Source organism: Flagellimonas rhodophyticola, from assembly GCF_049332665.1.
GTDB lineage: Bacteria > Bacteroidota > Bacteroidia > Flavobacteriales > Flavobacteriaceae > Flagellimonas.
Window position 1 is genome coordinate 3225077 of sequence record NZ_CP186326.1, and the last position, 23829, is coordinate 3248905.

Consider the following 23829-nt stretch of genomic DNA (forward strand, 5'->3'; position numbering starts at 1 on the left):
TTACTCTTCTTCATCTGATTTGGAAGATTGAGCATCTTCCGAATCAGGTGCTGAGAAGTCAGTAAGATTATTTTCAACTAAGATATTGTACCACTGTACAATCTTTTTGATATCACTGGCATAGACTCTGTCCTCATCGTAATTGGGTAAAATTTCAAAGAAATACTCTTCAAGCTGAATTTTTTCAGCTTTATGGCTTACGGAAGTTTTCTTTCCGCTTTCTTTTTCCTTGATTTTTTGGAATACCTCCCTTAACGGAACTTCTTCCTCAAGCGTATAAATGGCAATCTCGGACAATACACTGACATTATTACGAAGTCCGACGGTGACCCTTTTCCCATCCAACAAGGATTCTCCAACAAAACCACCTCTTGTCTGTGTCAAAAGTTTGAAAAGTCCAGGTTTTCCACCTACTGATAATATCTTGTCCAATGCCATTTTTACAATTTATGCGGGCAAAATTATACTTTTAATTGAAACTCAATTTTTTTTAACGTGCTTTTTTGATATTGGGAAATCTCATTTTATAATCAACATTGATTTTTCCTTTGGAAATCTTGTCCAACCTGCTTTTCAAAAGCCTCTTTTTTAAAGAAGAAAGTTTATCCGTGAAAAGCACACCTTGAATATGATCATACTCGTGCTGAATCACACGAGCCAAAAGACCATCAAATGTTTCTGTGTGTTCTTTGAAGTTTTCGTCGAAATAGTTTATGGTGACCTCAGGCTTTCGTTTGACATCTTCCCGGATATCAGGAATACTTAAGCATCCTTCATTGAAATCCCATTCGTTTCCGTTTTCTTCCTCGATTTTGGCATTAATGAATACCTTTTTAAATCCTTTAAGCTGATTTTGTTCTTCCTCCGTCAGCTCTTCATCATCGGCAAAAGGTGAGGTATCCACCAAGAACAAACGAATGGCCAAACCGATTTGGGGTGCGGCCAAACCAACTCCATGGGCATTGTACATCGTATCCCACATATTGGAGATAAGCTCTTCCAGTTTTGGGTACTCCGAAGTAATATCTTTTGCTACCTTCCTTAAAACGGGGTCTCCGTATGCAACAATGGGTATAATCATAGGTTAAATACTATTTAGGTGCGCCTGTAAAATCAGAGTGGCACTAATTTCATCAACCAATGCCTTATTCTGTCTTTTTTTCTTTTTCATTCCACTATCCAACATGGATTGAAATGCCATTTTGGACGTAAAACGCTCATCTTGTCTTTCAATTGGAATTCCAGGAAACTTGGCTGAGAGCTTTGTCAAAAAAGGCTGAATCAATACTTCTGATTCTGAAGGTGAATTGTCCATCTGCTTTGGAAGTCCAACAACAAATTTTTCCACCTGTTCTTGGTCCAGATAATCAACCAGAAAGGAAATCAAGTTTTTGGTCTCAACTGTAGTCAAACCGGAGGCAATTAATTGAAGTTCATCGGTAACCGCAATCCCAGTCCTCACTTTTCCATAATCCAATGCCAAAATTCTTGCCAATCCAAAATTTTTGGCAAAAATAACCTTAAAAATGTTATGCTTTTAAAATAAGGGGCAATATTATAATCTGCCGACTATCTTTGCCAAAATTTTAATAGAATGACAGCATTAAGAGCACTTATTGAAAAAGCTTGGGACAACAGAGAATTGTTGAAGGAAGAAGGAACCCAAAATGCAATTAGGGAGGTAATAAATCTTATTGATATTGGAGAATTGCGATGCGCTGAGCCTTCTGAAGATGGTTGGCAAATCAACGAATGGGTCAAAAAGGCGGTGGTGCTCTATTTCCCTATTCAAAAAATGGAAGTTCTGGAAGCGGGGATTTTTGAATATCATGACAAGATTCCGTTGAAAAGAGGATATAAAGAAAAAGGTGTTCGAGTAGTGCCACACGCTGTCGCCAGACATGGTGCATATATCTCTCCCGGGACTATTTTGATGCCCAGTTATGTGAATATTGGAGCCTACGTTGATGAAGGCACAATGGTAGATACTTGGGCAACCGTGGGCAGCTGTGCCCAGATTGGCAAAAATGTGCATCTAAGTGGTGGTGTTGGTATTGGTGGTGTTTTAGAACCCTTGCAGGCAGCACCAGTAATCATCGAAGATAATGCGTTTATAGGGTCGCGTTGCATTGTTGTTGAGGGAGTAAGAGTTGAAAAAGAAGCGGTACTAGGGGCAAATGTGGTGCTTACGGCATCAACCAAAATTATTGATGTTACAGGAGAGTCTCCTATCGAGCTTAAAGGTAGGGTACCTGCTAGATCTGTTGTCATTCCTGGAAGTTATACCAAAAAATTCTCTGCCGGGGAATATCAAGTACCGTGCGCGCTCATCATTGGAAAAAGAAAGGAAAGTACGGACAAAAAGACTTCTTTGAACAATGCGCTTCGTGAACATGATGTGGCGGTTTAAATATTAATCCTAAGAGCCCGGTTGTCTCAAAATCATATCAGTTTTCGGCAATTCATAGAATTTATTAAGTATTGGAAGCAACCATCTTCATCTTTCTTATCTATTAAGTAGGTTGATTAAAAACTGTTAAAATTTTATGGAAAAGTAGGGTATTTCTGTTTTAAATTGTTTTGTAAGAAAATAACCTCACGGACAATTTTTACCCCGTTTTTTTGTTATAGTTTTGTAATCGCCAAACCCTATACCAATAATTATGGCTGTTTTGAGCACCCCAAAGCAAAAAATATCAGCGTTGATCATCACCTACAATGAGATAGGTTATATTGAAAAATGTATCGAATCTATTTCATTTGCAGATGAAATTCTTGTTGTCGATTCGTATAGCACAGATGGAACTTTTGAATATTTAAAGGAACATCCAAAAGTCAACGTAATACAAAACCCTTTTGAGAACTTTACGGCGCAAAAGAACTTTGCATTGAGACAGTCAGCAAATGATTGGACCTTATTTGTTGACGCTGACGAAGTTGTAAGTAAAAAGCTTGAGGAAGAAATTATTGACACTGTCAATAAGCCCAATGCTTGCGAGGCGTATTGGTTCTATCGGAATTTCATGTTTCAAAACCAGCGACTATATTTCAGTGGATGGCAAACCGATAAAAATCACAGACTTTTTAGAAAGAGTAAGGTAAAGTTCACGGACAAAAAATTGGTTCATGAAACTTTGGAAGTTGATGGTTCTTCTTGTATTTTAAATGAGAGACTTACGCATTATTGCTACAAAAACTACGAGGATTATAAGGGTAAAATGCTTAAGTACGGGCAATTAAAGGCCAAGGAGTCTTTTTACAAGGAAAAGCAGTTCAACTATGCCCTAATGATTATAAAGCCATTTTGGAAGTTTTTCAATCACTACATCATTCGACTGGGCTTTTTAGATGGAAAAAAAGGTATTATCATCTCTTATTTGAATGCCTTAAGTGTGCTGGAAAGGTATCGTGAATTGAAGCGGTTGGAAAAGAAAAACGAGCTTACCTACTATTTGGTAATGCCGTAATGACTCCACACCAATTTTTGATTTCTTGTTTCCTTACGAATTGATTGGTTTTTTGCAATGGACTCAGGTGTTTTGTAACCTCTTTTGTGGTCCAAATGCACGCAAACTGCACTATAGCGCAATTGCTTTGATTTTATCCCAAAGTTGAACAATCGTTCACCCAATTCCCGATCTTGTCCTCCATATTGCATACGCTCGTCAAAACCATTCACATTGACGATATCCTTTTTCCAACCGGATGAATTATGACCGTTCCAACTGGCATTGGTAGGGGTGAATGTATTCAAAATCTTGGAAATAAATCCGCTTGCTGTAAGCTTGTTGTTCTTAAATGTTTTGGGTACCCCTTGCTCCTTCAACCAATGGATTTTAAAACAATTTTGCAGCTCAATATCCTTAAGTGTAATCAGCTTTGAAATATTCATAGGGAGCATGTAATATCCACCAGAAATAAAAAAGCCTTCTTCTTTGTTGATATAATGCACTTCAACAAAATCCTCTCGCGGGATACAATCACCGTCGGTCATTATAATATAATCTGCGCTACAAGCCGTTACAGCTTTATTTAGGATTCTCGATTTTTGAAAACCGTCATCTTCCTGCCATACATGCACAATTTTGTAAAAGACTTCTTTCGACATGGATTCCAATAGTTCCCGAGTTTTGGGTCCAGAACCATCATCTGCAACAACAACCTCAAAGTCCTTAAAAATCTGACAATTAAAGCCCCATAGTACCTTTTTCAACCATTCTTCCGAGTTGTAGGTGCTTACTATAACCGATATTTTTGGAGCGTCTTTTTCTGCTGACTTCATCTTGGCAAAAATAGAATATAAAATATTATCTCATATGCTTAATTTTGAGGTTTCAAAACAATTCGATGAAAGTAAAAGAAATACCAACCTCCCTTTACACACAAATTATACTTTCATCAACCTCTACAGAAAAATTGGTCAAAAAAAAAGAGCGTTTGCCGATTATCGCATCTGTGGCTTCGATACCATCTCGGTTAAACATAGTCCATCTAACCATTAAAAGTATTCTAAATCAAGATGTTCTCCCGAAAAAAATAATCCTTTGGCTTCATAAAGACCTAGAGAAAAAAATCCCAAAGAAGCTTTCATTGCTCGAAGGTGAAATTTTCAGCATAAAGTATTCAGAGACATACAGTTCGCATAGAAAACTGGTTGAAACACTACAGGTTTTTGCAAATGACCCTATCGTAACTTTTGATGACGATATGATGTATCGAAAAAATTGGTTGTCAAAACTCTATAAAGTACATCAAGAAAATCCAAAAAAAATTATTGCCAACCAGTCAAGATGTATTACCCGGAACGAAGCTGGGGATTTGCTATCCTACAAAGATTGGGTATCTGGAAAAATAGCATGTAAAAATGCTGACGCACTACTACCGATAGGAGCTGGTGGTACGCTATATCCTGCCAATTCGTTAGATTCCCAGGTCTTTGATGAAAAGTTATATATGGATTTAGCTCCAAAAGCTGATGATCTATGGTTTAAAGCCATGGCTCTTTTAAAAGGAACACAGTCAATCCAAGCCAAGAATAGCGGTAAAGAACCTATCCCGATATGGGGATCTCAAAAAGTCTCTTTAAAAAAGACCAACATTTCTGAAGACAAAAATCGGACGCAATGGCTAGCTTTGGCCAATCATTTCAATCTAAAAGTTTAGAAAGTTGACTCAAGAAATTAATACGTGCATAAAAGAACTTCAAGAGGGCAATTTGATTCTATACCCTACGGATACGGTATGGGGAATAGGGTGTGATGCAACCAATCCAGAAGCTGTCAAAAAGGTCTATCAACTAAAAAATAGAGAGGATAGTAAAGCGCTAATCTGTTTGGTGGCGCACCAAGCCATGCTTGAACGTCATATAGAAGAGGTTCCGGATGTGGCATACGATCTTATTGATTTGGCCGAAAAACCAATTACCATCGTTTTTGACCAACCTAAAGGCATAGCCAAAAATCTCATTGCCGAAGATAACACCCTTGCCATTAGGGTAGCTTCAGATAAATTTTGCCAATACCTGATCAACAAATTTGGAAAACCCATTGTTTCTACCTCCGCGAATGTTTCCGGAATGCCAACACCAAAACAATTTAAAGAGATCGCTCCGGAAATTTTAAAAGGAGTGGACTATGTGGTAAATTTGCCCGACGAGAACAAAAACCCTTCCCCATCATCCATAATAAAATTGGGAAATGATGGACAAGTGAAGGTAATTCGGGAGTAATGAGGGAAGAATTCCATAAAAAAGTACTACACCATCCCATATTCAAACTTATAGGAGAAACCGCAGATGAACTGGGTGTGGACTGCTATGTGATAGGTGGATTTGTGCGAGACTATTTCTTAAATCGTAGCACACCAAAAGATATTGATGTTGTTGCCATTGGAAGTGGAATTGAGCTGGCCACAAAGGTGGCTTCCAAACTAAAGGGAAACCCTCAAGTTTCTGTTTTTAAGAATTTTGGCACAGCCATGATCAAACACGAAGATTTGGAATTGGAGTTTGTTGGTGCCAGAAAAGAAAGCTACCAGCGCAACAGCAGAAAACCCATTGTTGAAGATGGAACCTTGCAAGACGACCAAAACCGTCGTGATTTTACCATCAATGCCATGGCCTTGGCCTTGAATTCATCCAACTTTGGACAATTGTTGGACCCCTTCGGCGGAAGAAAGGATTTAGCTCTGAAAACTATCCGCACTCCGTTGGACCCGAATGTGACTTATTCAGATGACCCACTTCGAATGATGAGAGCCATTCGATTTGCTGCCCAATTGAAGTTCGAAATAGAACCACACTCTCATCAAGCAATAATAGAAAACAAGGAACGCATCAAAATTGTTTCCAAAGAACGAATTGTAGATGAGTTGCATAAAATTTTAATGAGTGAGAAACCTTCTGTAGGTCTCAAATTGATGCATCAAACTGGTTTGTTGCCCTTAATTCTTCCCGAACTTACCGCACTCCAAGGGATAGAGGAAATCGAAGGGCAAAGACACAAGGATAATTTTTGGCATACCCTCGAGGTAGTTGATAATATTTCGGAAAACACCGATAATCTTTGGTTAAGATGGGCCGCTTTGCTTCACGATATTGGCAAGGCGCCTACCAAACGCTTTCATAAAAAACTTGGCTGGACATTCCATGCGCACGAATTTGTAGGTGCTAAAATGGTTTACAAACTCTTCAAGAGATTGCGAATGCCATTGAATGATAAAATGAAATTCGTTCAAAAAATGGTCCTGATGAGTTCAAGACCCATTGTACTGTCTGAAGAATTTGTTACCGATTCAGCTGTTCGTCGACTGGTGTTTGATGCCGGTGATTATGTGGACGATTTGATGACCCTTTGTGAAGCCGACATCACTACTAAAAATCCAAATAAGCAACGGAAATACAAGAACAACTTTAAGATTGTTAGACAAAAAATCATTGAAGTTGAAGAAAAAGATCAGGTGCGTAATTTTCAACCTCCGGTATCGGGAGAGGAAATCATGAAAACCTTCAATTTAACACCCTCCAAAGAAATCGGAATCATTAAAGATGCCATAAAGGAAGCTATTTTAGAAGGAGAAATCCCAAATGAATATGAAGCAGCTTATAATTTTATGCTTCAAAAAGGTAAAGAAATGAACCTAAATCAAATATCGGATGAAAAGTAACAAATATGTCATCTATTGGCTATTGACCGGATGTGCTCTTATTTTCATTATGGTTGTGGTTGGGGGAATCACCAGATTGACGCATTCAGGGCTTTCCATTTCTGATTACAAACTGATTACCGGAACATTGCCTCCAATGAATCAACAGCAATGGGAAGACGCTTTTGAGCTTTACAAACAATATCCTGAGTATCAAAAACTGAATTACCACTTCACGATCGAGGATTTTAAAAGCATCTATTTTTGGGAATGGTTACACCGTGTTATTGGGCGGTTGATAGGCGTTGTTTTTATAATCCCCTTTCTTTTCTTTTTGGTTCGTAAAAAGTTGGACAAATCCACGATAAAAAAATGTCTTGTATTACTTTTTTTAGGTGGATTTCAGGGGTTTTTAGGTTGGTATATGGTAAAAAGTGGACTTGTTGACCGTCCAGATGTTTCCCATTATAGGTTAGCTGCACATCTGACTACCGCTTTTCTAACCTTTGCCTACAGCTTGTGGGTAGCGCTCGATTTAAGGTATCCCTCAAGAAAAGAAGTTCAGGTAAAAATCAGAAATTTGATCCGAGTTACATGGGTAGTTTTGGTACTTCAAATTATTTGGGGGGCCTTCGTAGCTGGACTAGATGCCGGATTCATTCATAACCACTGGCCGATGATGAGCGAAGGAAAATTGATACACCAAACCGTTTATATAGAACAACAGCCGGTAATCAGAAACTTTTTTGAGGGAAAAAGCGGAGTGCAATTCGTGCACCGTTATATGGCCTATATCGTAGTCGGTCTAATCGTTTTCCTTTGGTATCGTACCAAAAAAATGAACTTGACTCCATTGCAAAGCAAGGGAATACTATCATTGCTGATTCTGGTAGGGCTGCAATTTTTGTTAGGTGTACTGACCTTGATTTATGCCGTTCCCCTTTGGTTGGGTGTTGCCCATCAAGTATTAGCATTTTTTTTACTGGCCGCCATGACTTTTACCTTGCATAGATTCACCAAATGAAAAAGTATTTGTCTTAACTTTGTCCTCCACTTTAATTTTTAGTGAATGATTTATAAAATCAGGATAATTCTTGATACTGAGGAAGATATCTTTAGAGATATCGAAATAGAAGCTTCCAATACCCTGGAAGAGTTCCACGATGCCATTACCCAGGCTTTCGGATTTGGTGGCAGTGAAATGGCTTCTTTTTATACCTGTGATGAAGAATGGACCCAGGATGAGGAAATTGCACTTTTTGATATGAGCGATACGGGGTCGAATGTTAGGTTAATGAACGAGACCTCTTTGGAGGATGTGCTGACCGAGCAAACTCCAAAATTGATTTATGTATATGACTTTTTAAGCATGTGGACCTTTTTTGTGGAACTGGCCGATATTGTTGAAAAGGAAAACGGAAGGTCATACCCTAACCTTTTGTTTAGTTTTGGTGAACTTCCTGATTCTCCTCCAGAAAAAAAATTCGAATCCCAGTCCGAAGTGGACTTTGGTGATTCCCTGGATAGTTACGATGATTTGGATTTTGATGAAAATTGGAACTAAAAAACTCAAAGAAAAATCCAAAGCATTTCCTAACCCTTACTTTGCAACCTAAATTTCATAAACCCTTTACCAAAAGATGTTAAATCTATATTCTGCCCAAATCGAAAGTGTATCCCTTCATCGTGTGGGAAACAAAAGCAAGAACGAACCCATTTTTCTATCCTCCGAACCTTTTTCATTGAATGATGAGATGGCCGGGTTGCTCAAGGAGTATTTTTTTAAACCATTTCGCGAGAAGGAAGAAAACTATTTCAAGTTTGCACATGAAGTGGATTTAGAGTTCAATGAGATTTTTGCATCGGTGTCCGAATTATTTACAGATAATTCTAAGGCCCATGATGTTTCGAAGAAAATTACCACTAAACTCTATGAGCAGTCCAATCATCCTCATATTAAAAGCGGTGAAGTCTATATTGTCCATTTTTCCGATATGGTCATTGACAATCAAAAAACAGATGCGGTTGGAATTTTCAAAAGTGAACTGAAACATGATTTTCTTCAATTTGAAGAACAAGGGCAAAACCTTGAAATTTTAATTCAACAGGGAATCAACATCAACAAACTGGATAAAGGATGCATTGTTTTCAATGTGGAAAAAGAAGAGGGATACAAGGTACTTTCCGTTGATAGCAATCGATACGATGCTAAATATTGGCTTGAGAACTTTTTGGAGATTGCTCCATTGACTGATGAGAATTTCTACACCAAAAATTATTTAAAGTTCTGTCAGAATTTTGCCAAAGACGTTGTTTTACCTGCGGAAGACAAGCAACAGGAGGTGCTGTTCATGAACCGTGCGGTAAATCATTTCGCTAAAAATGATGCGTTTGAGGAAACTTCGTTTTTAAATGAAGTAATGGAAAACCCAGAGCTTATACCAGAGTTTAAGCATTATAAGGTTGAAAAAGGGCCAAAATTTAGTATTGAAGACGTTTCCAACTTCGATATTGCAAACAAGGCCGTATCAGATGCTAGAAAAAAAATAAAGAATGTCATCAATTTGGATACTAATATCCAGATTAAAATGGATTTTATAAATCCTGAATCCGCACAAAAATTTGTAGAAAAAGGCTGGGATGAAGAGCGCCAGATGTATTATTATTTGGTGTATTTCAACAAAGAGCAGAAAAGCTAGGATTTACCATCCAAGATTTGCCTCATGCTTACATCCTGGTAATTGCGCTTTACAAAATCAAGGGCCAGAGATAATACTTCGCCCATGGTGGTACTCTTTTTAAAATCCATATCCTTGGTCAGGTCATAAATCTCAAGCTTCAGTTTGGTAATATTTTCATCTAGTGAAATCTCATCGTCCAAACAGGCATCCAAGAGTCGTTCAATCCGATCTCCGGAACTCATAATCCGTTTGGCTACGATAGAACGCTCTTCAATTTTGTATTGGTCAACCGAGTGTTTTTGCAGTTTTCCCCGAACCAGTTCAACCATTTGAAAGTTTTCTTTAAAGAACTGAGGACGATAAACCTTGAGTTTCCCTTCAAAACATTGTTGATCAAAGTCTATTGCACGTATCTTATAAACCACATGGTCAAAGTCGTGTGTGGGCACAATCACATAATTGTAAGAACGCATATCGCCCAGTAACCGAATCATGCAGCGTTCATTGAACTTTACAAACTCTTTGGCCAATTGCGCTTTTTCAGGTTCCGTGCATTTGGGCAGCATATCTTCAATAAAGACATCTCCAGGAATTCCGGCAATATGTTCCTCAATCAGCGTATCTCCGTAAACCAAGAAGTTAAGGTTATATGGTGACAACATATGTTCCAATTCAAGCCCATAGACCCTTGATGCATCCGCTTTTTTTACATAGAAATAAGTGTAGTTATCATTGAGAATGTTCCTTACCTTGATTCGGAAAGGTTTGGAATTTCCAAAGGTGCAATAATCAACAGCATCAATGTTCAAGTATTCCAAAATGCGATTACCCCCATCAGAATGTAAAATGGAATAGACTTTTTTTAAACTCAAATCGATTTCCTCTCGATCAAAATCGGAATAGTAAGCCCGAACCCAAAGCGTGTCATCGCCTTCAGCATCATATACGACAACAGAACCCGCAAAACGAAGCAAATCATCGTAAAAAATAGGAATCTCAATTTTTCGATTGTATCGCTCCAGATATCCATCCAATTTTTTATTGACTGGATATGCCGGTTTTTTCTTTGACATCAACTTTTCATCAGACATTCTTTCCCTATTTTGTAACAAATTCTAGAATACCTCGTCAAGTTACTATAAACAAATCAAAAAACGATTCCAGCTTGGAAACTATACTGACCGTAAGCAATCTGACAAAAAAGTTTGGTTATCTCACCGCCGTAAAGGATTTATCCTTCACTATTGAAAAAGGAAATGTCTATGGCATTTTAGGCCCCAATGGAAGTGGTAAATCCACCACTTTGGGCATTATCTTAAATGTGGTTAACAGAACCGCAGGAGAATTTAGTTGGTTCAATGGAACCACTACCACGCACGATGCACTAAAAAAGGTTGGAGCCATTATTGAAAGGCCCAATTTTTATCCGTACATGACCGCAATCCAAAACTTGAAACTGGTCTGTAAAATCAAGGAGGTCCCTTCTGAAAAGATTGAAGAGAAACTTGAACTTGTTGGTTTATGGGACAGGCGAAACAGCAAATTCAGAACCTATTCCTTGGGGATGAAACAACGTTTGGCAATAGCTTCAGCACTGCTCAATGACCCTGAAATTTTGATTTTGGATGAACCCACCAATGGTCTAGACCCGCAAGGAATTCATCAGATTAGACAAATCATCAAAAAAATTGCCGGTCACGGTACCACTATTCTTCTTGCATCACACCTGTTGGACGAGGTAGAAAAAGTCTGCTCTCATGTAGTTATTCTTAGAAAAGGCGAAAAACTATACTCTGGTCCTGTGGACGAAATGTTGTCAAGCCATGGTTTTTTCGAGTTGCGAACTTCCGATATGGAAAAGTTGCACAAGCTTCTTGAGAAGAATGCAAGTTTTGGAAAAATAACTCAAGAGAATGGCACTATGACTGCCTTTTTGAAAGAGGAAATGAATGCGGAGGAGTTAAACAAAATGCTGTTTGATAAGGGGATGGTGCTGTCACACCTTGTAAAACGCAAAGAAAGTCTTGAAGAACAATTTTTAACCTTGACCAAGAACAACTAAGAAATGGTACGCTTACTACAAATAGAATTTATAAAACTTTGGAATAACAGAGCAAGTAAAATATTGATCAGCTCGTATTTTATTTTGTTGACATCTATCGCTTTGGTCGCTGCCATTAAGTTTGATATTGGCCCGGTACAATTCCATCTCGCCGATCAAGGAATCTTTAATTTTCCTTATATCTGGCACTTCAACACCTTTATGACCGCGATTTTCAAGCTTTTTCTAGCCATTGTAATCGTTTCTATGATGGCCAACGAATACAGCAATAAAACCATCAAACAAAACCTAATCGATGGGCTCTCCAAAAAGGAATTCATCCTTTCCAAATTTTTGACCGTCATCTCGTTTGCGTTGATTTCCACCGTGTTCGTTTTTTTGGTGTCCATGATTTTGGGGTTAATCTATTCAGACTATAATGAATTGTCAATCATATTTTCCGATATGGAATTTTTGTTGGCCTTTTTTATAAAATTGGTTGGATTCTTTTCTTTTTGTCTCTTTCTTGGAATTTTGGTCAAAAGATCGGCTTTCGCTCTTGGCTTTCTTATTATATGGGCCGTTTTGGAACAACTTATTTTTGGTTTATTGGGTTGGAAAATAATGAGCTGGGACAATGCCAAGTTGGTTAAGGATTTCTTTCCCCTTCAGTCCATGACCAATTTAATAAAGGAACCTTTCACAAGACTTTCTGCGGTTCAAAATATTGGAGAGCAAATAGGGGAAAACATGAAATTTGATTACCATGTATACTGGTACGAGTTTTTAATCGTGTTCTTCTGGACGGCACTTTTTGTCTATTTATCCTATGCATTATTGAAAAAGCGCGATTTGTAGTATCTTGTGAGGTGCTGTAAATCGCAGAATGCTATATAGAAATTGCTTCATATTAATTCTTTGCTTGTCTTCCTATGCCCTTTTCGGTCAAGGACAGACCGCTAATTGGTACTTTGGAAATGGTGCCGGTGTCAGTTTTAATAACGATGGTACCGTGACAGCTCTGAACAATGGACGAATCAGCACCTTTGAAGGTTGTGCTTCTATTTCCGATGCAGCTGGTAATCTTATCCTATATACAGACGGAATTCGTGTTTTTGATAGGAACCATAATATCATGCAAAATGGTAGTGGTTTGTTTGGGGACCCATCTAGCACGCAATCGGCCATAATAGTAGAAAAACCTAACGATCCAGACATTCTTTACATTTTCACAGTTGATACTTCGACATTTGAGGGAGACCCAGACAGAGGGTTGAATTATTCAACCGTAGACCTCACCTTGAATAATGGTGATGGAGCCATTATTGAAAAGAATGTCAACCTCTTACGAGATTGCTCGGAAAAAATAGCAGCTGTGGTAAAGGATTGCTTTGATAAATCCATTTGGGTAGTAGCCTTGGGAAAAGAAAATAATGCTGATGACCGTTTTGACACTTATTATGCTTTTGAAATAACAGCAACTGGAGTAAACACAGCTTCAGTGGCAAGTACATTTAACACCCTCAATGTCCAGGACCCAAGGGGATATCTTAAATTTTCTGCCGATGCGAGTACTTTGGCAAGTGCCAACTCCTCTTCTGGTCTATACTTATATGATTTTGATGTCAACACTGGTATGTTGTCCAATCAAGAACGCATTTTGGTAACCGCTCCCAACAAATTTGCCTATGGAATTGAATTTTCATCCAATTTGCGGTTCTTATATGCGCACACCTCCAATAACGCCCCCGCCGGTCAAGAAGGAGGACATTCATCTTCATTGGTGCAATACGATTTAACGGCTGCGGATATAGCTGCTTCCGAAATTGAAATAGACAGACGATCAATATACCGAGGAGCCCTTCAGATGGCACAAAATGGGAAGATTTACAGAACTATAGCAGAAAATTATCTTAGGGGAACTCCTTTTTTAGGAGTCATAGAAAGTCCGAATGAGTTGGGTGCAGCAGCCAATTACATTCACAATGCAGTTTCTTTGAACGGAAGAAATGCCACTCAAGGCCTTCCTCCTTTTATCCAGTCTTTTTTTGACCGAGTAGATATTATACAAAATTCTGATGGGTCTAGTGGCTCGTCACTTAGTATATGTGAAGGGGAACAATTCACACTTGCCGCTGAAAGTATTCCAAATGCCACTTACAATTGGGAAAAAGACGGTAACCCTATAGCCAATTCGACCAATACCCTTACCGTGGACCCAGCGGGAGTAGCCGATTCAGGTCGGTATAGTCTAGAGGTGATTCTAGCGGACCCTGGGGAATGTCCCATAATTGGTGAGGCTTTTATCTCTGTCAACCCGCTACCACAAGCATCTCCGGAAGTATTGATACAATGTGACGCTTCTTCTACCAACTCAACCGATGGCATAGCACCATTCAATCTGGAACAAGCAATAACCTCAGAAGACTATACCTATTCTTTCTACGAAACAGCTGCCAATCTAAATACTGACAATCCGATTAGCAACCCAAAAGGCTTTATCAATACAAATCCGTTTAATCAGACCATCTATTATAAAATTGTCGATGACAATGGTTGTGAAGATTCATCTACTTTGGAATTGCAAGTAAGGTCTGTTGTGTTCAGCCCTAACGACGAGCGAAATTATTACGTCTGTGATGAAGACCCAGAGGACTTGTTATTGGATGGAACTTTTGACCTTGATGCATTATTAAATCAAGAGTACCCCAACAATGACGTAGTTCTTTACACCTCATTGGAAGATGCTTCATTGGAGCAAATGCCCATCAATGGAAATTATAGAACTGAATCCACCTCGATATACGCACGAATAGAAAATTCCAATGTTTGTGAGGATATTGATGTCATAAACCTTATTGTCAATCCAACACCTTTGTTCACTTTTGAAGAAGAAGTTCTATGGTGTACAGACGGACCTTCTATTTTTTTGGAAGCACCGGCGGGTTTTGATGTGTATAGATGGTATAAAAACGATGGTGGTAGTAGGCAAGAGGTCAGCGCACAGCAAACCACGGAAATTTCTGAAATTGGTGATTATGTTCTTGAAGCTGGATATCGCTATGTGACCAATGAAGGTACTTTTGATTGTATGAACGAGGTTAGTTTTATCGTGAATCCTTCAAACAGGGCCATGATAGAAGATGTTTTGGTTGAAGACATTTCCGACAACAATAAACTAGAGATTTTAGTCTCTGGGGATGGTAATTACGAATACGCCATAAACGATGAGCTCAGTTATCAAGATTCACCAATATTTGAAAATGTTGACCCTGGTTTTGTTACCGTTTTTGTTCGAGATAAAAATGGCTGTGGAGTGTCACAAGAAATTGTTTCCGTGATTGGTTATCCCAAATTTTTCACACCTAATGGCGACAACGTCAACGATACATGGCAAATTATTGGTATCGATACACAATTTCAACCAGAAAGTATTATTTCCATTTACAATAGATATGGAAGATTAATGGCACAAATAAGTCCTAGAACCGGCGGATGGAATGGAACATATAACAATAGTATCCTTCCCGCTGCCGATTATTGGTTTAAGGTAGCCTTGGAAGATGGACGAATTTTTAAAGGTCATTTTGCCTTAAAACGATAATACCATAAAAAAATTGATTAACTTAAAATGTTTGATTTTGATCAAATGTTAAAAAAATTGCTTCTCATAACCGTCCTCTGCGTTACCGCCGTTGGAACTGCGCAGCAATGTCCAGACTTATTAAGTCCTTTGGATGGAGCTAGTAATGTGCCAGTAGAGACCATGATTGCCTGGGAATCGGTCCCCGGAGTTCCCGCCTATCGCATACGGTTAGGGCTTACTCCTGGAGGAGCGGAAATTCTTGAGCGTTCAGTTGGGAATTCCACATCCTTTACACCACCTTTGGGATTGCCAGAGAACACACAAATTCACGTTACTATTATTCTGGATTTTCTTTTTGATAGTAATCCCGACATTATCTGCTCAAACCAATCCTTTACCACGGAAGATGTGACAAGTCCACCGAACTGCACTTCCATAAGAACCCCAGTTGATGGTGCCACCAATGTTAGCGTGTTTTCAAACCTCGTTTGGAATTATGCTCCAAAAGCTACCGGGTATTCCGTCCAATTAGGAACAACTCCGGGGGGCAGTGACATCCTTCCATTGACTCCAGTAGGAAATGTACTATCTTATAATCCTCCGGGTGAATTTCCTGCAAATACACTGATTTACGTCTCCATATTTCCGACGAATGAAAATGGGTCTGCATCGGGCTGCATGGAAACCAGTTTTACTACTGGTGCATTGGCGACCATACCTGGATGCACAAACCTTATGAGTCCATCAAATGGTGATACAAATGTGCCTCTTACCCCATTGCTTGAGTGGTTCCCAGTACCAGGAGCCACAGGATATCGGGTAACCATTGGATCATCTCCAGGCGTAGCCGATGTCTTGGATAACACCTCTTTTCCAACAAATTCTACATTCGTTTTGGAATTTGAGCCCAACAGAACATTTTTTATTACCATTGTCCCTTTCAACTCGGCCGGGGATGCAATTGGATGCGGACAAGAAAGTTTTTCAACCTTATTGGGTTGTGGACCATATTTGGACACAACAACGGGAGAATTTGTATCCTTGAACCCCGAAATCACTTTCCCAGATACCATTTCATTATGTTCAAATCAAGTCCCGCAAACCTTTACTTCAACAGATGTAGCAGATGGATATCGGTGGTATCAAATTGATCCATTTGGGAATGAGAGTTTAATCTCATCCACCGCCGATGTTGACCTCAGTGAAAATGGCATGTACCGATATGAGGCTTATACAAATGTCGCCCAATCCGGACAACTCATTGAATGCCCATCAACCAAGCTGTTCGAAGTAGTTTCTTCGGAAGTTGCTACCATAAATAGTCTAGATAGTCAAGATTCCGGACAGAATATACGGGTGACCGTCAATCCCTCCGGAGGAGGGGATTACGAATATGCCGTGGATGACATCAATGGGCCATATCAAAATAGCAATGTATTCAATGTAACACCTGGAACTCATACCTTTTATGTTAGGGATAAAAATGGTTGCGGTATCGTTGAAGAAACTTTTTCCCAAGACCTGACAGTTGAGGGGTTCCCAAAATTCTTTACCCCCAACGGAGACAGTGTCAACGATTTTTGGCAATTTATTCAACCTAGAGGTTCAGAAACCATTGTTTTCCAATCTATTCGAATCTTCAATCGATATGGTATGTTTCTTCAAGAAATCTCTCAAAATTCCCTAGGATGGGATGGAAATTTTGGTGGCCGTCCTTTACCTTCAGGGAGTTACTGGTTCAGGGCTGTTGACAATACAAATCGAGAAATACAAGGGTACTTCGCGCTTAAAAGATAATACCACGTTTTGCTTCATTTTGGTGTATCCCTTTAGTATTTTTATGGGATGAAATTTCAAGTTGTTTCAGATTTTAAACCAACGGGCGATCAACCCCAGGCTATTGCAGAATTAGTCAAGGGCCTCCATGAAAATGAACCGCACCAAACACTTCTTGGCGTAACGGGATCAGGAAAAACATTTACGGTTGCCAATGTGGTGGAAAGCGTACAGCGGCCCACCTTGGTTTTGGCTCACAATAAAACCTTGGCGGCACAGCTTTACTCTGAATTCAAACAGTTCTTTCCCAACAATGCGGTTGAATACTTTGTATCCTATTACGATTATTACCAGCCTGAAGCCTATATTCCTACCAGCGGACTTTATATTGAGAAAGATTTATCCATTAATGAGGATATCGAAAAGCTCCGTTTAAGCACAACCTCTTCCCTACTCTCTGGACGCAGGGATGTTATCGTAGTAGCCTCTGTATCTTGTTTATACGGAATTGGAAATCCCATTGAATTTCAAAAAAATGTCATTTCCATTAGAAGGGATCAGGTGATATCAAGAACAAAATTTCTGAAACAGTTGGTACAAAGTCTCTATTCCAGAACCACCGCAGATTTTAGAAACGGAAATTTTAGGGTGAAAGGAGATGTAGTCGATGTATTTCCTGGCTATGCTGACCATGCATTTAGAATTCATTTTTTTGGGGATGAGATAGAGGAAATTGAGGCCTTGGATCCTTTCAACAATAAGGTCATTGAGATTTATGATGCCTTAAATATCTATCCTGCGAACATGTTCGTGACCTCTCCTGATGTTCTTCAAAACGCAATTCACCTCATTCAGGATGATTTAGTCAAACAAATCGCTTATTTCAAGGAAATCGGAAGGCCCTTAGAAGCAAAGCGACTAGAGGAACGCACGAATTTTGACCTGGAAATGATTCGAGAACTCGGCTACTGTTCCGGAATCGAAAATTACTCACGCTATTTGGATGGCAGGGAACCCGGAACACGTCCTTTCTGTCTTTTGGATTACTTTCCAGACGACTATTTAATGGTGATTGATGAAAGTCATGTGACGATTCCTCAGGTACATGCCATGTACGGTGGTGACCGTTCAAGAAAGGAGAACTTGGTGGATTATGGATTTCGACTCCCGGCAGCAATGGACAATAGACCGCTAAAGTTTGAAGAATTTGAAGCTTTGCAGAACCAAGTGCTTTATGTAAGTGCCACCCCAGCAGATTACGAATTGCAGCTGAGTCAAGGTGTTTATGTAGAACAGGTCATCAGACCTACGGGATTGTTGGACCCTATTATTGAAGTACGTCCCAGCTTGAACCAAATTGATGATTTAGTAGAAGAAATTCAGCAACGAGTGGAATTGGATGAAAGGACATTAGTTACGACCTTGACCAAACGTATGGCCGAAGAATTAACTAAATATCTGTCTAGAATCAATGTACGTTGCAGGTATATCCATAGTGATGTGGACACTCTGGAACGGGTAGAAATCATGCAAGATTTGAGAAAGGGTTTGTTTGATGTTTTGATTGGGGTTAATTTACTTCGTGAAGGCCTTGATCTTCCAGAAGTTTCCCTTGTTGCCATTTTGGATGCTGACAAGGAAGGTTTTTTACGCAGTAACCGTTCACTGACCCAAACAGTTGGAAGGGCAGCCCGAAATCTAAATGGTAAAGCAATAATGTATGCGGATACCATTACGGACAGCATGCAGAAAACGATTGATGAAACGAATTACAGAAGAGAAAAGCAAATCATCTATAACAAGGAAAACAATATTGTACCAAAAGCTTTGAAAAAAAATCTGGATAGCGCGTTGGCTAAAAATTCTGTTTCCACCTATCATTTCCAAAAAGAAGAATTGCGAGCAGCTGAGCCGGATTTGGAATATCTGACCCAAGATCAAAAGGAGAAATTGATTCGGGAAAAGCGGAAAGCCATGGAAAAAGCGGCCAAAGAATTGAATTTCATGGAGGCCGCAAAACTAAGGGACGAAATAAAAATGCTACAGGAACAAGAGTAGAAGAAAGCCCCACCAAAAGGCAGGGCTTTCCTCAACTAACCAACTAAACCAACCATCATGAAACACCTAGACAGGTGTTCTCCTAAAAGTTATACTATCCGATTGTAATCAATCTTTTGGGTTCTGGCAGTGCTTCTTCCTTTTTGGGAAGGGCCACTTTTAAAATCCCATCTTCGTATTTAGCATCAATCTTGGAACCGTCTACGGTTTCGGGCAAGGTAAAAGCCCTTTTAAAAGATGCATACGTAAATTCTTTTCTTGTGTAATTTTCCTTGGTTTCTGTATCCTTGGATTTTACTTCGCTTGAAATTGTCAGGATATCGTTTTCCACTTCAATTTTAAAATCTTTTTTCTTTCCTCCCGGGACGGCTAATTCAAGTTCAAAACCTTCGGTATTGTCCTTAATGTTAACTGCAGGAGCAGAAGTTTTCCAATTATCAACTCCTCCAAACCAATCGGGATTTAAAAATTCGTCCATAATGGATGGAAAAAACAAGTTATTTCTTTTGACTAGACTCATGTGATCAAATTTTATATTAAACATGTAAATCACCCTGATATAGACAAAGGTTATACCAATAGAAATATTATGTCATTTTGACATTTTTTTAACAAAATTAACTGTCAATATGACACTAATTGTAATGTGCTTTGAAGATATTGATCAACACTTCTGCCGGAACTACCTTGTCTGGGTACTTATGCATCACCTCTAACACTTGTCCTATTGCTGACGGAGGAAGTCCCATGGTCAGTCCAATATTATACAATGTATTGATCTCTTTTTGATGTTGTTCTTGGTCAACATTCATTAAAAGTAAAAGTCTATGGAATTGCACTATACGCTCAGCTTGTGACTTCAAAGTCACCTTGGGAGATTTTTGATTCAATAGCTTTTCGAAGGTCATTTCATCAATTCCAAGGTTTGATGCCACTCCACGCAAAAACTGATATTCAGAATCCTTTAAGGTATAGTCTACCCGTGCAAAAGCAATCATTTCGGAAAGTATACTTAATTTTTCCTTGTAGGTTCCCATATCGGTTGGAGCTGATTCTTAATTAGATAACTCCAAAACATGACCTTTTAGTGTGCAGACCGGCTAGGTTATGTCATTAAACAAAAAAAAAGCAACGTTGAATAACGTTGCTTTTTTGTATCATTTAAGAAGAATGTTTAGTTCAATACTTCTTTTACCTTGTCTGCTGCCTCTTGGAATTGAACTGCTGAGTGAACCGCTAAACCGGAATTGTCAATAATTTCTTTGGCCAATTCGGCATTTGTTCCTTGTAACCTAACAATAATAGGGACCTGAATCGCGTCTCCCATATTTTTGTACGCATCAACAACACCTTGGGCCACACGGTCACAACGCACGATTCCTCCAAAAATATTAATTAAAATAGCCTTCACGTTCGGGTCTTTCAAAATAATCCTGAAAGCTTCTTCAACACGTTTTGCATCTGCCGTTCCACCTACATCCAAAAAGTTGGCTGGTTCTCCACCCGCCATTTTTATCAAATCCATGGTCGCCATCGCAAGTCCTGCTCCATTAACCATACAACCTACATTTCCATCTAGGTCAACATAGTTAAGACCCACCTCACGTGCTTCTACCTCAATGGCATTTTCCTCACGTAAATCCCTCATTTCAGCATATGCCTTTCTCCTATACAGGGCATTATCGTCAATGGATACTTTAGCATCTACTGCCATTATCTTATCATCTGATGTCTTCAAAACTGGGTTGATTTCAAACATACTTGAATCACTTTCAACATATGCCTTATAAAGTGATGAAACAAACTTTGTCATTTCTTTGAAAGCCATACCGGACAATCCAAGATTAAAAGCAATCTTTCGTGCTTGAAAAGGCATTAATCCCGTTGCTGGATCAATCTCTTCGGTAAAAATTAAATGTGGGGTTTTTTCCGCAACCTCTTCTATGTCCATTCCTCCTTCGGTGGAATACATTACCATATTTCTACCAGAAGACCTATTCAATAAGACCGACATGTAAAACTCATTGGTCTCACTATCGCCTGGATAATAAACATCTTCGGCAACAAGCACCTGATGTACTTTTTTACCTTCTGCAGATGTTTGTGGCGTAATCAAATTCATCCCGATAATGCTACCAGCAATTTCTTCAACTTCTTTCAAGTTTTTGGCCAACTTTACACCACCACCTTTTCCACGTCCACCGGCATGCACCTGTGCTTTAATAACGTGCCATCCTGTACCCGTTTCTTGGGTAAGTCTTTTGGCAGCATCAACGGCTTCTTTGGCATTACGCGCAACAATACCGCGTTGGATTCTTACTCCAAAACTGGATAAAATTTCTTTTCCTTGATATTCGTGAAGATTCATTTGTGAATTGACTTTTAATTGGGGACAAAAATAGAAAACGACTTTGACAAATTGAAGATGAATATGGATTAATTAAGCTCGAACATAAACTATCATCTAACAGAGGTGATGGAATAATCAACTACAGTATGCACTACATTCTGAAATCCTCGAAATCCAATGGATCAAAATTCTTGAAGTGACCGTTCATTTCAATTATGTCCTTTGTTCGATTGACTTCACTCAGCACTGTCGATGTAGTTTCTAAATGTTTTTTAATAAACAACAATCTTTCTGTTTCACTGGGTATTTGAAGCAATTGGTACTCTTGCTCGAAGGAGAGTCCCATTTTATGGGCAAGAGTATAACTATTGAATTGTTTTTCAGGGATTTTTGTGAAAGGAACATCCATCAGCTCATATAAGTTTTCAACCTTTTGCAAGACCTCAAGCTTTATCTCTTCATCATTATCGTTTTCCGAATCCAAAAATTCAACCTCCCCTCCAGCGTATAACTTTCCATCCATCTGATTTTCAAAAGACAGAATTTTAAACACCTGTCGAGCCACACATACCACATCCATTTCGCCATTTTCATATGTAGTAACCACCTCAGCCAACTGTACTTCAGTACCATAGGCAATGGTATTGTCGATAAAGACAGGTATCCCAAATGTAATCGCCTCTTGCCTACAATCACGAATCAATTGCTTATACCGCTCTTCAAAAATGTGGAGCGGTACAGTCTCTCCGGGAAAGAAAACCGTCTGAAGCGGAAATAGGGGTAATTTCATGCTGCGAATTTCGCCTAAATGTACGATGCGCACTTTAAAAGAACAAGCAGGCGAAAATGTTAAATGTTGTTTTTAAAACAATTTGTTATATTAATATGATTTAGTGTCATATTCTTGTCAAACTTACCAGCAAGTTTTAGATTTGCTTTAAACAAAGATAGCATATGAACTCTCAAAATTTATTGAAGCTAGCCACCCAATTTGGTGCTCCTCTATATGTATATGATGCTGAAAAGATTTCATCTCAATTTCAGCGTTTGACCAAAGCTTTTACTGGTGTTGAAAGTCTTAGGTTAAACTATGCCGCCAAAGCACTTTCAAATATTTCTATTTTGAGATTAATGAATAGCCTTGGAAGTGGATTGGACACCGTTTCTATTCAAGAAGTTAAGCTTGGGCTTATGGCCGGTTTTAAGCCTGAATCTATCATATTTACCCCCAATGGAGTTTCCTTGGAGGAAATAGAAGAAGCATCCGCCCTGGGTGTTCAAATTAATATTGATAACCTTTCCATATTGGAACAATTTGGGAGCAAACACCCGGATGTTCCTGTGTGTATTCGAATAAATCCACATGTGATGGCCGGTGGAAATTCGAAAATATCTGTGGGTCATATCGATTCCAAGTTTGGAATCAGCATCCATCAAATACCACATTTATTGCGAATCGTGGAACTCACCAAAATGAACATCAACGGTATCCATATGCATACGGGGAGTGATATTTTGGATATTGATGTATTCCTATATGCTTCGGAAATCTTGTTTGAAACCGCTAAAAATTTCAAAAACCTAGAGTTTATCGATTTTGGTAGCGGGTTTAAGGTTCCTTATAAAGCTGGAGATGTTGAAACTAACATTGAAGAATTGGGCAAAAAACTAACCAGTAAATTCAATGAATTTTGCAAAGAGTATGGAAAAGATTTGACACTAGCCTTTGAACCTGGTAAGTTTTTGGTCAGCGAGGCTGGTCACTTTTTAGCAAAAGTGAACGTCGTGAAACAAACCACTTCTACAGTGTTTGCCAGTGTGGATTCAGGTTTCAATCATCTTATTCGTCCAATGCTTTATGGGTCTTCTCATGAAATCGTTAATCTATCAAACCCGAAGGGCAAAGAACGTTATTACTCCGTTGTTGGTTATATTTGTGAAACGGATACTTTTGGTAGTAACCGGAGAATCAACGAGATTTCGGAAGGCGATGTCCTCTGCTTTAAAAATGCCGGGGCCTATTGTTTTACCATGTCGAGCAATTACAACTCCAGATATAGGCCCGCGGAGGTGCTTTGGAGCAAAGGAAAAGCTCATCTTATTCGTCAAAGGGAAACATTTGATGACATTCTAAAAAATCAAGTTGATATAAAAGATTTGTTCGAGAAACCTAAGGCAGCTGCTATAAAATAAC

At 39.0% G+C, this 23829-nt stretch carries 23 protein-coding genes; 14 read left to right on the forward strand and 9 right to left on the reverse strand.

Features of this window, described 5'->3' with window-relative positions; translation table 11 throughout:
• The 3 genes from ACOKFG_RS14455 to ruvX are packed head-to-tail and all read right to left on the reverse strand — an operon-like array spanning position 1 to position 1495.
• Positions 1 to 438 carry a DUF5606 domain-containing protein gene (locus ACOKFG_RS14455; RefSeq protein WP_422861508.1) on the reverse strand — a complete coding sequence of 146 codons (438 nt, stop codon included), beginning with the start codon at positions 436 to 438 and terminating at the stop codon, positions 1 to 3.
• A gap of 52 nt (positions 439 to 490) precedes the next feature.
• Positions 491 to 1081: a peptide deformylase gene (gene def / locus ACOKFG_RS14460; protein ID WP_422861510.1), complete on the reverse strand. Its 591-nt coding sequence runs from the start codon at positions 1079 to 1081 to the stop codon at positions 491 to 493.
• Between the two features lie 3 nt (positions 1082 to 1084).
• Entirely contained in the window at positions 1085 to 1495 is a 411-nt protein-coding gene (gene ruvX, locus ACOKFG_RS14465; RefSeq protein WP_299486008.1) for a Holliday junction resolvase RuvX, read from the reverse strand.
• Between the two features lie 99 nt (positions 1496 to 1594).
• Between ruvX and ACOKFG_RS14470 the strand changes: the two genes are divergently transcribed.
• Positions 1595 to 2410: a 2,3,4,5-tetrahydropyridine-2,6-dicarboxylate N-succinyltransferase gene (locus ACOKFG_RS14470; RefSeq protein WP_299174434.1), complete on the forward strand. Its 816-nt coding sequence runs from the start codon at positions 1595 to 1597 to the stop codon at positions 2408 to 2410.
• Positions 2411 to 2663: 253 nt separating this feature from the next.
• Positions 2664 to 3467 carry a glycosyltransferase family 2 protein gene (locus ACOKFG_RS14475; RefSeq protein ID WP_298790816.1) on the forward strand — a complete coding sequence of 268 codons (804 nt, stop codon included), beginning with the start codon at positions 2664 to 2666 and terminating at the stop codon, positions 3465 to 3467.
• Here the strand turns inward: ACOKFG_RS14475 and ACOKFG_RS14480 are convergent.
• Positions 3449 to 4282 (reverse strand): glycosyltransferase family 2 protein, encoded by an 834-nt coding sequence (locus tag ACOKFG_RS14480; RefSeq protein WP_298790818.1) that lies wholly within the window; start codon positions 4280 to 4282, stop codon positions 3449 to 3451. The two genes, ACOKFG_RS14475 and ACOKFG_RS14480, sit on opposite strands and share 19 nt — an antisense overlap.
• Before the next feature lie 65 nt (positions 4283 to 4347).
• Here ACOKFG_RS14480 and ACOKFG_RS14485 point away from each other — a divergent pair, with 65 nt between their 5' ends.
• The 6 genes from ACOKFG_RS14485 (at position 4348) to ACOKFG_RS14510 (ending at position 9842) form a co-directional block, all read left to right on the forward strand.
• On the forward strand, positions 4348 to 5163 hold the full coding sequence (locus ACOKFG_RS14485) for a glycosyltransferase family A protein (protein ID WP_422861511.1): 816 nt from the start codon (positions 4348 to 4350) through the stop codon (positions 5161 to 5163).
• 4 nt (positions 5164 to 5167) lie between these two features.
• Positions 5168 to 5728: an L-threonylcarbamoyladenylate synthase gene (locus tag ACOKFG_RS14490; protein WP_422861512.1), complete on the forward strand. Its 561-nt coding sequence runs from the start codon at positions 5168 to 5170 to the stop codon at positions 5726 to 5728.
• Entirely contained in the window at positions 5728 to 7164 is a 1437-nt protein-coding gene (locus ACOKFG_RS14495; RefSeq protein ID WP_422861513.1) for a CCA tRNA nucleotidyltransferase, read from the forward strand. Before ACOKFG_RS14490 ends, ACOKFG_RS14495 begins: the two co-directional genes overlap by 1 nt.
• Positions 7154 to 8167 carry a COX15/CtaA family protein gene (locus ACOKFG_RS14500; protein ID WP_298790827.1) on the forward strand — a complete coding sequence of 338 codons (1014 nt, stop codon included), beginning with the start codon at positions 7154 to 7156 and terminating at the stop codon, positions 8165 to 8167. Before ACOKFG_RS14495 ends, ACOKFG_RS14500 begins: the two co-directional genes overlap by 11 nt.
• A 45-nt stretch (positions 8168 to 8212) precedes the next feature.
• Positions 8213 to 8707: an IS1096 element passenger TnpR family protein gene (locus tag ACOKFG_RS14505; protein WP_298790830.1), complete on the forward strand. Its 495-nt coding sequence runs from the start codon at positions 8213 to 8215 to the stop codon at positions 8705 to 8707.
• A gap of 76 nt (positions 8708 to 8783) precedes the next feature.
• On the forward strand, positions 8784 to 9842 hold the full coding sequence (locus tag ACOKFG_RS14510) for a nucleoid-associated protein (protein ID WP_298790833.1): 1059 nt from the start codon (positions 8784 to 8786) through the stop codon (positions 9840 to 9842).
• On the opposite strand, the gene ACOKFG_RS14515 is transcribed toward ACOKFG_RS14510, so the two are convergent.
• Positions 9839 to 10915, reverse strand: coding sequence for a hypothetical protein (locus ACOKFG_RS14515; RefSeq protein WP_298790835.1), 1077 nt, complete (start codon positions 10913 to 10915; stop codon positions 9839 to 9841). The two genes, ACOKFG_RS14510 and ACOKFG_RS14515, sit on opposite strands and share 4 nt — an antisense overlap.
• A 74-nt stretch (positions 10916 to 10989) precedes the next feature.
• On the opposite strand from ACOKFG_RS14515, the gene ACOKFG_RS14520 reads away from it, so the two are divergent.
• The 5 genes from ACOKFG_RS14520 to uvrB are packed head-to-tail and all read left to right on the forward strand — an operon-like array spanning position 10990 to position 19285.
• Positions 10990 to 11886 (forward strand): ABC transporter ATP-binding protein, encoded by an 897-nt coding sequence (locus tag ACOKFG_RS14520; protein WP_298790837.1) that lies wholly within the window; start codon positions 10990 to 10992, stop codon positions 11884 to 11886.
• Between the two features lie 3 nt (positions 11887 to 11889).
• Entirely contained in the window at positions 11890 to 12723 is an 834-nt protein-coding gene (locus ACOKFG_RS14525) for an ABC transporter permease (RefSeq protein ID WP_298790839.1), read from the forward strand.
• Positions 12724 to 12751: 28 nt separating this feature from the next.
• Positions 12752 to 15469, forward strand: coding sequence for a T9SS type B sorting domain-containing protein (locus ACOKFG_RS14530; protein ID WP_422861514.1), 2718 nt, complete (start codon positions 12752 to 12754; stop codon positions 15467 to 15469).
• Between the two features lie 45 nt (positions 15470 to 15514).
• On the forward strand, positions 15515 to 17248 hold the full coding sequence (locus tag ACOKFG_RS14535) for a T9SS type B sorting domain-containing protein (protein WP_422861515.1): 1734 nt from the start codon (positions 15515 to 15517) through the stop codon (positions 17246 to 17248).
• A 48-nt stretch (positions 17249 to 17296) separates the two neighbouring features.
• Positions 17297 to 19285 (forward strand): excinuclease ABC subunit UvrB, encoded by a 1989-nt coding sequence (uvrB, locus tag ACOKFG_RS14540; RefSeq protein ID WP_299486017.1) that lies wholly within the window; start codon positions 17297 to 17299, stop codon positions 19283 to 19285.
• A 94-nt stretch (positions 19286 to 19379) separates the two neighbouring features.
• On the opposite strand, the gene ACOKFG_RS14545 is transcribed toward uvrB, so the two are convergent.
• The 4 genes from ACOKFG_RS14545 to ACOKFG_RS14560 form a co-directional block, all read right to left on the reverse strand.
• Entirely contained in the window at positions 19380 to 19805 is a 426-nt protein-coding gene (locus ACOKFG_RS14545) for an Hsp20/alpha crystallin family protein (RefSeq protein WP_299486019.1), read from the reverse strand.
• A 115-nt stretch (positions 19806 to 19920) separates the two neighbouring features.
• Positions 19921 to 20322 carry a TerB family tellurite resistance protein gene (locus ACOKFG_RS14550; protein ID WP_299486021.1) on the reverse strand — a complete coding sequence of 134 codons (402 nt, stop codon included), beginning with the start codon at positions 20320 to 20322 and terminating at the stop codon, positions 19921 to 19923.
• Positions 20323 to 20459: 137 nt separating this feature from the next.
• Positions 20460 to 21653, reverse strand: coding sequence for an ADP-forming succinate--CoA ligase subunit beta (gene sucC, locus ACOKFG_RS14555; RefSeq protein WP_298790848.1), 1194 nt, complete (start codon positions 21651 to 21653; stop codon positions 20460 to 20462).
• A gap of 133 nt (positions 21654 to 21786) precedes the next feature.
• Positions 21787 to 22425: an LON peptidase substrate-binding domain-containing protein gene (locus tag ACOKFG_RS14560; RefSeq protein ID WP_299486023.1), complete on the reverse strand. Its 639-nt coding sequence runs from the start codon at positions 22423 to 22425 to the stop codon at positions 21787 to 21789.
• Between the two features lie 164 nt (positions 22426 to 22589).
• On the opposite strand from ACOKFG_RS14560, the gene lysA reads away from it, so the two are divergent.
• Positions 22590 to 23828, forward strand: coding sequence for a diaminopimelate decarboxylase (gene lysA / locus ACOKFG_RS14565; RefSeq protein ID WP_299174466.1), 1239 nt, complete (start codon positions 22590 to 22592; stop codon positions 23826 to 23828).
• Position 23829 lies beyond the last annotated feature (1 nt).